Genomic DNA, 12,363 nt, shown 5'->3' on the forward strand with positions numbered 1-12,363 from the left:
ATAATAAAAATACACCTGAACAAAAGGATAGGTATCATGAGCTCTCTACGAAGAAAATGGATCAGCGACCCAGCGTTTAAACTGTTCAAAAAGGTTCTACCGCCGTTGTCCGCCACTGAGCGTGAAGCGATGGAGGCGGGTAGTGTGTGGTGGGATGGTGAGCTGTTCTCGGGTAAGCCAAACTTCAAGACGCTGCATCAGTATCCTAAACCCGTTCTGACCGCTGAAGAGCAGTCGTTCATGGATAATGAGCTAGAAACCTTGCTTGCAATGCTTGATGACAACAAGATCGTCAAAGAAGATCGTGACCTACCAAAAGAGGTTTGGGATTATCTGCGCAAAGAGCGTTTTTTCTCGCTAATCATCTCTAAAGAGTTCGGTGGTCGTGAGTTTTCACCACTTGCTAACTCTACGATTGTGACTAAGATTGCGACACGCAGTATTAGTGCAGCAGTATCGGTAATGGTACCTAACTCTCTTGGCCCAGGTGAGCTTCTTTCTCACTATGGTACGAAAGAGCAGAAAGATTACTGGTTACCAAGACTTGCCGATGGTACTGACATCCCATGTTTCGCACTGACGGGGCCAGAAGCGGGCTCTGATGCTGGTGGTATCCCTGATAAAGGTATTGTTTGTTACGGTGAGCATGAAGGCAAAGAAGTGCTGGGTATTCGCCTTAACTGGAACAAGCGTTATATCACACTCGCTCCGGTAGCAACGGTTCTGGGCCTAGCATTTAAACTTCATGATCCAGACCAGCTTCTGGGTGACAAAGAAGATATTGGTATTACCTGTGCGCTGATTCCTGCTGACCATAAAGGCGTAGAGATTGGTGAGCGACACGATCCACTTCACCTGGCATTCATGAATGGTCCAACGCGCGGTAAAGATGTGTTCATCCCTATGGACTGGCTGATTGGTGGTCAAGAATACGCAGGACGCGGCTGGCGTATGCTGGTTGAGTGTCTATCTGCAGGTCGTGGTATTTCACTTCCGGCTCTTGGCACAGCGATCGGTCACCTCACAACAAGAACCACTGGTGCATACGCTTATGTTCGTAAGCAGTTTGGCATGTCGATTGGTAAATTCGAGGGTGTTGCTGAGGCAATGGGGCGAATCGGTGGTCTGACGTATCTTCTTGAAGCGACGCGAACATTGACAACAACATCGCTAGACATGGGCGAAAAACCAGGGATCGTGACGGCGATTGCTAAGTACCACATGACTGAAATGGCGCGTACGATTCTCAACGATTCGATGGATGTGCATGCCGGTCGTGCGATTCAAGACGGTCCGATGAACTACTTAGCGTCTAGCTACTTAGGTATTCCTGTTGCAATTACTGTTGAGGGTGCAAACATCCTAACGCGTAACCTCATGATCTTCGGTCAAGGTGCAACGCGTTGTCACCCTTACGTACTCCAAGAGATGGAAGCGGCAGCGAACCCTGACGCAAAACAAGGTGCGGCTGATTTTGACAAGCTTCTATTTAAGCACATTGGTCATGCGACGAAGAACACGCTAGGCGCGTTCACTGCAGCGCTAACAGGTTCTAAGTTTGTTGGAGCGCATATGAGTGGTCCGACAAAAGTTTACTACAAAGACCTTACGCGTTTGAGTAAAGCGCTTGCGGTAAGTGCAGACTTTGCAATGCTAACTCTAGGTGGTGATCTGAAGCGTAAAGAGATGATCTCAGCTCGATTGGGTGATGGTTTGGCGTATCTGTTTATGGCTTCAGCAGCACTTAAGAAGTACGAAGACGATGGTCGCCAAGCTTCTGATCTTGATTACGTGCATTACGCAGTTCAACACTGTTTCCATAATGCTGCTAAGTCGTTAAACGAAGCCTATAAGAACTTCCCTGCGCGCTGGGCCGGTGTAACGCTTAAAGGGCTGTTATTCCCACTAGGTAATCATTTCGAAAAACCGTCTGACAATTTAACGCTAAGTCTAGCGAAGAGCATGATGGTACCAGGTGCACACCGTGATCGTTTGACGCATCTTTGTTACATCGGTGATGCCCCAAATGACAAGATCGGTTTGATGGAAAACGCGTTCTTGGCGATGTATGACATCCGTGACCTCGAGAAGAAGCTGTTCATTGGCGTCAAAGAGGGCAAGATTGCTAGAAAAGGTCTTCTTCAAGAGCGCCTACAGCAAGCGATTGAAGCTAACGTGCTAACAGAGCAAGAGGTAGATAAGATTCTTGCTGCTGATGCTCTACGCTACAAAGCGATTCAGGTTGACCACTTCAGTCATGACTTCTCTGAAGTAAGAACGGACGAAGTTGATAAGCCGAAGCTAAACAGCGTCGCTTAATAAGAATTAGATAGGTTTAAGCGCTCTAGTTTCTAGAGCGCTTTTTTTGTGTTCATGGAGAATGAAAGTGCTCCAACCACTTATAAAAATCAGAGAAATTGACAGAAATAGGATGCGAACTGGGTGTGAAACTCTTATCCTACTAGGGATTTTTTGAGGAACTGAATATGATCATCAAACCAAGAATTCGTGGATTTATTTGTACTACTACACACCCAGTCGGTTGTGAAGCTAACGTAAAAGAACAAATCGCTTACACCAAAGCTCAGGGTCCAATCGCAAACGCACCAAAACGCGTACTTGTGGTTGGTTCTTCTAGCGGTTACGGCCTTTCTTCTCGTATCGCTGCGGCGTTCGGTGGTGGTGCAGCAACAATCGGCGTATTTTTCGAAAAACCAGGGACAGAAAGAAAACCTGGTACAGCAGGTTTTTACAACTCTGCTGCATTCGACAAGCTAGCGAAAGAAGAAGGCTTGTACTCTAAGAGCATTAACGGCGATGCGTTCTCTAACGAAGCGAAGCAGAAAGTTATCGACCTAATCAAAGAAGATCTAGGTCAGATCGATATGGTTGTTTACTCACTGGCGTCTCCAGTACGTAAGCTTCCTGAAACTGGTGAGCTTGTACGTTCTTCTCTTAAGCCAATCGGTGAAACCTACACATCGACGGCAGTAGACACTAACTCTGACAAGATCATTGAAGCAAGCGTAGAGCCTGCAACTGAAGAAGAAATTGCAGATACAGTGACTGTTATGGGCGGTCAAGATTGGGAGCTGTGGATCAACGCGCTATCTGAAGCTGGTGTGCTTGCTGATGGCTGTAAGACTGTTGCTTACTCGTACATCGGTACAGAACTAACGTGGCCAATCTACTGGGAAGGTGCGTTAGGTAAAGCGAAAATGGACCTAGACCGCGCAGCAACTGAGCTAAACGCTAAACTGTCTGAAACTGGCGGTAGCGCGAACGTTGCAGTGCTTAAGTCTGTAGTGACACAGGCGAGTTCAGCAATCCCAGTTATGCCACTGTACATCGCAATGGTATTTAAGAAGATGCGTGAAGAAGGTATTCACGAAGGCTGTATGGAGCAGATCTTCCGTATGTTCTCTCAACGTCTATACAAAGCAGACGGCAGCGTAGCAGAAGTCGATGATAAGAATCGTCTACGTCTTGATGACTGGGAGCTTCGTGACGATATCCAGAAGCACTGTGCTGAGCTATGGCCACAAATCACGACTGAAAACCTAAAAGAACTGACTGACTACGTTGAGTACAAAGAAGAGTTCTTGAAACTGTTCGGCTTTGGTGTTGAAGGCGTAGACTACGAAGCGGATGTTTCTCCACTAGTTGAGTTTGATGTTATCGACCTATAAATCGATACAGTCTTTTAGTTACTAACTATTTGAGTAACAAAAAACTGAGTAACAAAGTAAAGGGGCGCTATGTAAGCGCCCCTTTTTTTGTCTGCGTTTAACCTCGTCTGTTAAGAGAGAATAATCAGAATCGTACCAGCCAACGTCATCAATATATTGGCTATCGCATAGGTGCCCGCATACCCCAGAGCAGGGATAGTTGAGCGTGCATGTTCGTTGATAACATCCATCGCAGGTGCACAAGTTCTAGCGCCGACGATTGCACCGATAAGGAGTGCTCGGTTCATCTTTAACACATAGTTACCAACCAAGTACGCGAGCACGACAGGCAGCACACTGACCAAGAAGGCAATCAATATTACTTGAGGACCAACTTGGGTTAGGTGCTCGAACATCTTGCCACCGGCACTCAGTCCGATACCAACCATAAAGAACATTAGCCCTAAGTCTTTGACCATATTCAGCGCACCTTGAGGCACATAGCCAAACGTAGGGTGGTTAGCACGCAGGAAGCCAAGCGTGATACCTGATAAAAGTAAGCCCACCGCATTACCAAGACCGAATGAGACTTGACCGAATGACATGGTAATCAGACCGAACATGATGCCCAGAATAAAGAAGCTACAGAAGGCCAAGAGGTCTGCCATTTGACTGTGAATCGAGATGAAACCGATTTTTTCAGCAAGTCCATGAACACGACTCTTTTCACCACTGACCTGCAAGATATCACCTTTAGCAAGTACGATGTTGGCGTCCATTGGCATCTCAATTTGAGCTCGAACGACGCGGTTCAAGAAACAGCCATATTCAGACAAGTTTAAATCGGACAGGCTTTTTCCTGCGATATTGTCACTCTTAACAACGATCTCTTCTTCAACGATTCGAAGGTCAAGAAGGTTACGGTCGAACACCTCTTTACCGTTGCGAAAACTTGGATCGAGTCGAGCATGGCTATCTGGGAAACCCACTAATGCAATCTCATCACCCTCTTGCAAGATAGCGTCACCATCAGGGTGGGCTAGAATGCCGTTGCGGCGAATACGTTCAATGTAGCAGCCGGTTTGTCTATAAATACCTAGCTCGCGCAGGTTTTTACCATCAGTCCAGTCTATTAGCTCCTGTCCGACACGATAGGCACGAATAATGGGTAAATAGACCTTACGCTGACCACTGCCACCCAATCCGCGCTCTTGGGCTATCTGCTGCGCAGAGTCGTGAAGATTTTGCTTTTGAAGCTTAGGTAGTAGCTTGGCGAGCATAATCATACTAATAAGACCGATAAGATAGGCCATCGCATAACCGACGGACAGGTTCTCAATAACTAGAGAGAAATCCATACCGCGCGGTATAGTGGCCAGTCCTGAGTTCAGTGCATCTTGCGCGCCTACGAGTACTGGTGTTGCGGTTAGAGCACCTGCCATGACACCAGCCGATAAGCCGTAGTCCAACCCAAGGTAGTGACTGGCGAAATAGGTCACCATCAAAGCGGTGACCAGCACCGTCAGACTAAGAATTAAATAGTGCTTGCCGTCTCTGAAGAAAATACCAAAGAAGTTAGGGCCTGCTTCGATACCTACACAGTAGATAAACAGCATGAACCCGATAGTTAGCGCTTCAGCATTAAATGTGAAGCCGAGGTGACCCATGATCAATGAGGTGATCAGCACACCAATTGAATTGCCTAATTGCAGATTTCCGAAGCGAATTTTGCCAAAGGCGAGGCCGATCGCGAGAACGACAAAGATGAGGAGAATAGGGTTTTGGTCAAGCAAATTGACGACGTCGATGTTCACTAGTACGACTCAAACAGACAGTAGTGGAGAATAAATAAAGTGTGGCGATTGTAGCGGAAATTTTCAAAAAGATAAGTGAATTTTTTCCCCTTTTTGCATTAGTTCAGCTTGAGTGCCTTAGCTTAGGAAAAACAGAGGGTTATTTATTCCGTTGGTGAAAGTATGTACCGAAGGTGGGTTACCTCGCAAAAAACAAAGCCAGCGTAAAACGCTGGCTTATTCAATTCTATCGTCAACTATACTTGAGTTGATTGCAGAGGCTAATTAGTCGAATAGACCTAAGTTCTCTTTCGCGTAAGCTTCAAACTCGGTACAGCCGCCAACGTGCTCTTGGTCGATGAAGATCTGAGGAACAGTTTCAACAGGCTTACCAACGGTTTTTTCTAGGTCAGCTTTTGAAATGCCTTCTGCATGGATGTCAACGTAACGATAGTTAAAATCGTCGCGTTTTGCTTTTAGCGTTTCAGCATGCTCTTTTGCACGAACACAATAAGGACAACCAGGGCGACCAAAAATAACAACGAACATTCAATTTCTCCTTGAAGACTAAACTTTTCTTTGAACCACGAGTAATAATGGTTGTGGTTCTTTCATCTTGTTGAAATCCACTATGCCTTAAGATGAAGAGGAAATAAAGTGTCATTTGTCTCTTGGTGCGATAGGTAAAACCTATCAGCGCAGAAGTTGGGCAAATCGTCGTAACAATGACCCTATCTAGTGTGTGATGATGTGCAAAAGTTACGAATTTAAACGGGCGACATGCGCTAATTGCTTGGCTTAAATCAAAAACTGTCGTCCTTTGAGATAGCATGCTGAGTACAGCTTTGTATGTTTGCTCTACCGATAACACTCACTGATGGTTTGTTTTTCGTATTGCTGGCGGTCTTGGCAATGTTTCGACTGGTGAGTTTACGGTATACCTAAAGGAATCTGGTATGTTTCAGTTTATGACGTCGAGTCGCATTATCTTTGGTGAGGGGGCGCTTCAGTCTTCTCTTTCTATCATCAATCAATTTGGTTACAGCGTTCTCTTAGTAACCGGGCAAGATCGACAACGAGCAGAGCCCGTTATTCACTATCTCCATAATCAAAAAATGCGTTATCAACACGTAGCGATCCGTGGCGAGCCAAATATTACCATGGTGGAAGAAACCGCCATCATGGGGCGTCGCTTTAAACCCGACATGGTGGTGGCGATTGGCGGTGGCAGTGTGTTGGATATGGGTAAGGCACTTGCCGCTATCATTCCTAATCAAGGCGATGTCTATGATTACGTAGAAGTTGTTGGCCGAAATGTTCCGTTAAAAACCAAACCCATTCCAATGATTGCCATTCCAACCACCGCAAGCACCGGGGCCGAAGTCACCAAGAACGCGGTGCTTAAATCAGGGCAGGATAAGGTAAAAGTCAGTCTACGAAACCCTGATATGCTTCCTGATGTTGCCATTGTCGATCCCGTCTTAACTTACGGTACCGATGTATACACTTCCGGGCGTGGTGCCATGGATGCGTTCACTCACCTTATGGAGGCATACGTTTGTGGTGAACCAAACCCATTGACTGACATGGTGTGTGAGGAGGGGCTAAGACGGCTGAGCTATTCCATCATTCCTGGGTGTAAGCAAGACAACCCTAAGTCCCGTGCGGATCTGTCTTTTGCTGCCATGCTGGGCGGCATGGCGATTACCAATGCTAAATTGGGAGCAGCACACGGCTTAGCCTCTGCGCTTGGCGGTAAGATCTCAGCACCTCATAGCGTGATCACTGCAAGGCTGGCTCCACATGTAATGATGGAAAACATCAAAGCCGCGAAAAGGGCTGGTCGCAGTGACGTACTAAACCGTTATCGCACTATGGCTCAAATATTGACCGGACGAAATGATGCGTCTATCGAAGACAGCATTCAGTGGGTGAACATGATATTAGAGCGCTTAGCGCTTCCACAACTGTCGGAATTTGGTGTGTGTGGGACATCGTTTGAGCAAGTCGCAGCTGACGCGATGAAGTCAATGGCAATAAAAGGTAATCCAATTCCATTGACCGAGGACCGCCTAATCTACATCCTCAACCAAGTCTGTCAGTGCAACTGCGATGGCAGCACGGAAAACAGGGATGACAGTATGCAGGTAGAATATCGCAACAATCCTATCGAGACTGACTAATGCCTTATTGAGGTAGGTTTGTAAAAATCAAAAAGGAGGTCAATATTGACCTCCTTTAAATATCTAGCGCTATACAAATGGCTCGATTAGTAATTCGGCACTTTGTTGTAGCGAGAGTCCTTAAGTGCTTCTTTCACACGCTTAAGGTTATCGCGGAAGCCGCTTCCACGACGCAGAGTAAAGCCTGTTGCTAGTACGTCGATGATAGTCATCTGCACTACACGACTTGCCATTGGCATGTAAACGTCAGTGTCTTCTGGAACGTCGACGGTAATAGACAGTGAACTTGCTTTATCAAGCGGCGAATCTTTCGCAGTAATGGCGATAACCGTTGCGCCGTTTTCACGAGCAAGGTGAGCAACCTCTACTTGGCTCTTAGTACGACCAGTATGAGAGATAAGCACGATAACATCGTTATCTGAGCAGTTAATACAGCTCATTCGTTGCATTACGACGTCTTCGTAGCAAGAAATAGGGATGTTAAATCGGATAAACTTGTTTTGAGCATCGCGAGCAACGGACGAAGATGCACCCAAACCGAAAAATGAGATACGCTTCGCCTGAGTCAACAAGTCAACGGCACGGTTGATCTGCATTGAATCTAAGCTGTTTTTCGCCACGTCTAAACACGCCATGGTTGATTCGAAAATCTTGTGCGTGTATGCATCTGGACCATCATCTTCTTCAACGTTGCGGTTCACATAAGGTGTACCGTTAGCAAGACTTTGTGCTAAGTGCAGTTTAAAGTCAGGGAAGCCTTTGGTGTCGAGTCTGCGGCAGAAGCGATTCACAGTCGGTTCGCTAACGTCAGCCATTTTAGCTAGCGTAGCAATACTGGAATGAATGGCGGTTTGGGGGGACGCCATAATAACTTCAGCAACTTTGCGTTCTGACTTACTGAAGTTTTCTAAATTTTTTTGGACTTTCTCTAGTGTATTCATAGTGTTCACAGGGTAAAGAGAACAACTTGCTGGCGTAATTAATCAGGCCCGAAAAATAACCAACACGATAGTAAAAAAAGGGTTTGTTATAATCGGAGTCCGTGATGTCGAGTTTTTATAATAGGTCGATTAACGCCAACTCCATAACCTCAGTATAAACGATGCTTCTTGTCATCTGTAACAAAAGCTCACATGAAATCTTTAGAATATGACAGGCATCAAACAAAAAACTGGAAGAAAAAAAACAATAGAACGAAAATTGCTCGCTTTTTGCTTCTTTCTAGCGCAGTTTTACCGTATCACTCCCACAAAACAGAAAGAAAGTTTCATAACTGGGGAAGTGAAATTGATTTCATTCTCGAATAATGAGGTATCGTTACGCCTGAATTTGGTCTGCCAAGCTGTTTAGTTTGGTCAGTATTTCAGGTGAAGCATGCGCTATTTGTCGCTGTTCCTCTAGCACATTGCTTAATACTTCTGTTGAAGTCAGTGGATTTGCTAGCACTACGCGAAAAACAATCGTATCACGACCAGACCAAATTGTCGGATTAAGTTGGGTACGAGATACAAATGACAAACCAGTCTCACGCTGTTTCTTCTGGATGAGCTTGGTCAATTGATTGAGCAACTCATGCAGTTCATCTTTCTGGCTTTCAGATGCAAGCTCTAGTGCTTGTTTCACATTCTCTGGTACGTAGCGATACGTAAGCAGACAAAGCTCCGGCTTACTGACCAGCTCGAAATCATTTTGTTGTTCAATAAGATCAGCGAAGTAACGGGCTTTCTCAATACTTTGGTTAATCAGCAGCTCATAACCTGGTCGACTGATGATATGCATTGCCGCATACACAAGCATGGCCATCCCTGAGCGAGAGCCTTCTAACGTGTGGCGGCCCAAGTCTTTTGAGCCTTTGCGAAGAATATATTGAGCATGATGTTTGATGCTTTTCATGGCATCGGGATCTTTAAACAGTACCATACCCGCACCCATCGGGATGTAGAGCTGTTTGTGAGCATCAATCGTGACAGAGTCAGCAAGCTCAATACCATCAAGGATGGCTCGATACTTGTCGGACATCAATGTCGCGCCGCCCCAAGCTGCATCAACGTGGAAGTGACAGGCTTCTCGCTCACAGATAGCAGCAATCTCGCGAAGAGGGTCAACGTTACCGGTTTCCGTGGTACCAGCAACACCAATAACCGCGAATGGGTGGATTTTTTGTTGCTTCAGCTCTTTGAATTTTCGTTCAAGATCTAGAGGGCAGATTCGATTGTTTTCGTCTGTTTTAACAGCGACAAGACCTTGTTGACCAATGCCGAGCAGATCAGCGGCTTTCTTAAGTGAGTAATGACCTCGCTCAGATACCAATATAGCTAAACCTTCATAGCCATAGTGTTTCATCGCTTTGAAAAGACCTTCCTTTTCTACGCCAAGAAAATCGCCTTGCGCTTTCAACGCACGGTTTCGTGCGACCCATAAAGCGGTAATGTTGGCAATGGTGCCACCAGAGCAAAACGCGCCCAAAGAATGCTCTGCGCTGTGCATCCATTTTTGGTAGAAGCTGTCTTGCTCGGTATAAATCAGTTTATGAAGCATGCCTAGAACTTGGCGCTCTAGTGGTGTGAATGCCTTCGAAGTCTCAATCTTCACCAAATTTTGGTTAAGAGCGATCATGATCTTAGACAGAGGCATTAAAAAGTAGGGAAGTGCCGATGTCATATGACCAATAAAGCTTGGCGATGAGGTGTGAACGGAGTGCGAAACTAAAGTATCTAACAGATGTTCTGTATGAGCAGAGACGAACTCAGGCTGCTCTGGAATTGCTGCACTAGAGAAGTCTTTTTCGATTTCGTGAAGTGGTTTTTCTTCAGCAACAATATGCTCTCGCAAAAACTGGTTCAAGTTTTTGGATAAACTCTCTTCAATTTGCGTTAGTGTCGAGTCAGGTCCTTCAGGGATAGTGAATATTCGAAGGAGGCTCTCAAAGCTGACATCAGCAATTTTTTGCTCAGATACCATATCGTTATCTACTATTATTCCGTTACTGCAAGCGGCACAATCTAAACCAATTGAGTCCGAATGTCTCGCAAAAATGTAGCACAGCGCCGATTTTTTGCCGTGCCACAGCGTATTGTTACTGTATTTGGTTACGAAAAATGCAAAAGCTGGCGTATAAGCCAGCTTTTGTTTAAGAATTGTACGTCTTTTGGAACGAGAAGAGTTAGTACACTAATTACAAGTGGTTGCCTCAACTTCCTGAATAGATTCATTGTATCTATTTAATGCCGTCTCGATTTTCTTAGGGTGACTCAATAGATCGGCAAACGCGCTACGTAGCTCGTAGTTTTGAGGGTGCGGCTTAGCTTGACGGTCAGCAAAGCTTTTTGCAGCGATTTGTCCAAGCTCATCATCTCTTTGAGCTAAGGCTTTTACGTCTTGTTGCTCAAGCTGCAGCCAGGTCTCGATAGATTGCTCAGTCGCTACTTTCTGCGGTTCATTTTTCAAGTAATAGCGAACGGCTTCACGGTTTAGTTCGAAGTGGTGTTTGCGGCCTTCCAAAAACCAGTTACTGACTTCGTTCAATTCCGGGTATTCGCTGGTCGTCATTTGAACCAAATCTTCATACCAATGAATCGACGCATCAATGTACGCATCGTACTTGTTCTCGAAACATTGAGTAGAGTCTGCAGACATTGCGGAAAAAGAGGTGCTTAAAATTGCCGCAGCGGCGAGCCATTTTTTCATTATTGTATCCTTTCGTGGGCTAACGAGCGTTTTTCTTTATTGTAATGTTTGAGGGGCAAGAATACAGGAATGAGAAAATCATTCCTGAGATCTACGCAGCAAGAGAAACAAAAAACAGCATTAAAACCGGTACCAGCAAGCTCAGGATAAAGCCGCTAACTATCGCTACGGGTACACATCTAACACCGCCGCTGCTTTGAATTATTGGCAGCGTAAAGTCCATTGCAGTCGCGCCGGCATAACCGATTGCGGTGCATGGTCGTTTGGCAATGAGCATCGGTATTATGACCAAAGCCACAAGCTCTCTTAGTAGCTCAATCATAAAGGAGGTGCCGCCAAACACGGGTCCGAACGCATCACCTATCAAAATACCTGCCAACGAATACCAACCAAAACCCGAAGCGATGGCCAGCCCCTTATATATAGAGATGTCGAGAATAAGCGCTGCGATTATGCCGCCAATCAGAGAACTTGCCACAATGACAGTCGCTATGGTCATGCCTTGTTTGTTGACCAGTATTTGCTTGAGTGTCAGTCCACTGTTTCTCAGTTGGATACCAATAAAGAAGAGGAGGGCAAACAGAATCCATTCGCTGGCTGCTTCAACCCAGCCAAGACCGATTGGCAGCATTAAGCCCAAGATGAGACCAGAGCCTACAACACCGATGAGCTTGAGTGATTCAAGCGCCATCGACGATAACGGCAATTGGTTCTTGAGCTGCTCTGTTTGAAGAGGCATCAGTTTATCAATCATCGGAAGGCACAATAGGTTGCATCCACCAATGACGACAAAAAACGTCGCGGTCATTGTAATAATGGTCTTGAGGTGACTCCCGAAATTGTCGAGAGCCGCCAAACTTAAACCCATCAAGAACAGGATGACGTATATTAACCAGGAGGTTGCTCGGTTAATGGTGTTGAGGTAAGCCGCGTTGGAAACTGGGAATAGATACCCGATAACCAGCGGAGTAAAAATGAACAACATCCCTGAAAACATTTCCGTGTGCCTCGTAAAAGTATTATTTGAGCAAT

Annotated in this window: 9 protein-coding genes; 3 read left to right on the forward strand and 6 right to left on the reverse strand. The window is 45.7% G+C overall.

The features are described from left to right. The first annotated feature begins 36 nt into the window (after nucleotides 1-36). A complete protein-coding gene (locus tag AC6I8Y_RS07025; RefSeq protein ID WP_498021238.1) occupies nucleotides 37-2,319 on the forward strand; it encodes an acyl-CoA dehydrogenase in 2,283 nt (760 codons plus the stop codon). A gap of 167 nt (nucleotides 2,320-2,486) precedes the next feature. Then, nucleotides 2,487-3,689, forward strand: a complete 1,203-nt coding sequence (gene fabV, locus AC6I8Y_RS07030; RefSeq protein ID WP_252014270.1) for an enoyl-ACP reductase FabV — start codon at nucleotides 2,487-2,489, stop codon at nucleotides 3,687-3,689. Nucleotides 3,690-3,799: 110 nt separating this feature from the next. Here fabV and AC6I8Y_RS07035 read toward each other — a convergent pair whose 3' ends face one another. Continuing rightward, nucleotides 3,800-5,482 (reverse strand): aspartate:alanine antiporter, encoded by a 1,683-nt coding sequence (locus AC6I8Y_RS07035; protein ID WP_234493900.1) that lies wholly within the window; start codon nucleotides 5,480-5,482, stop codon nucleotides 3,800-3,802. Between the two features lie 264 nt (nucleotides 5,483-5,746). Continuing rightward, on the reverse strand, nucleotides 5,747-6,010 hold the full coding sequence (locus tag AC6I8Y_RS07040) for a GrxA family glutaredoxin (protein ID WP_234493899.1): 264 nt from the start codon (nucleotides 6,008-6,010) through the stop codon (nucleotides 5,747-5,749). Nucleotides 6,011-6,417: 407 nt separating this feature from the next. Between AC6I8Y_RS07040 and AC6I8Y_RS07045 the strand changes: the two genes are divergently transcribed. Then, entirely contained in the window at nucleotides 6,418-7,644 is a 1,227-nt protein-coding gene (locus AC6I8Y_RS07045) for an iron-containing alcohol dehydrogenase (RefSeq protein ID WP_394152082.1), read from the forward strand. An 86-nt stretch (nucleotides 7,645-7,730) separates the two neighbouring features. Here the strand turns inward: AC6I8Y_RS07045 and AC6I8Y_RS07050 are convergent, their stop codons facing one another. The 4 genes from AC6I8Y_RS07050 to AC6I8Y_RS07065 all read right to left on the reverse strand — a co-directional run bounded on the left by AC6I8Y_RS07050 (nucleotide 7,731) and on the right by AC6I8Y_RS07065 (nucleotide 12,328). Next, the gene (locus AC6I8Y_RS07050) at nucleotides 7,731-8,585 is read right to left on the reverse strand and encodes a MurR/RpiR family transcriptional regulator (RefSeq protein WP_042475430.1); all 855 of its coding nucleotides are present in this window, start codon (nucleotides 8,583-8,585) and stop codon (nucleotides 7,731-7,733) included. Between the two features lie 376 nt (nucleotides 8,586-8,961). Further along, a complete protein-coding gene (gene panP, locus AC6I8Y_RS07055) occupies nucleotides 8,962-10,605 on the reverse strand; it encodes a pyridoxal-dependent aspartate 1-decarboxylase PanP (RefSeq protein WP_498021240.1) in 1,644 nt (547 codons plus the stop codon). Nucleotides 10,606-10,815: 210 nt separating this feature from the next. Beyond that, nucleotides 10,816-11,331, reverse strand: a complete 516-nt coding sequence (locus AC6I8Y_RS07060; protein ID WP_042475433.1) for a hypothetical protein — start codon at nucleotides 11,329-11,331, stop codon at nucleotides 10,816-10,818. Between the two features lie 91 nt (nucleotides 11,332-11,422). Next, the gene (locus AC6I8Y_RS07065; RefSeq protein WP_234493895.1) at nucleotides 11,423-12,328 is read right to left on the reverse strand and encodes a LysO family transporter; all 906 of its coding nucleotides are present in this window, start codon (nucleotides 12,326-12,328) and stop codon (nucleotides 11,423-11,425) included. Nucleotides 12,329-12,363 lie beyond the last annotated feature (35 nt).

It is taken from the genome of Vibrio sp. KUL78, from assembly GCF_059725505.1.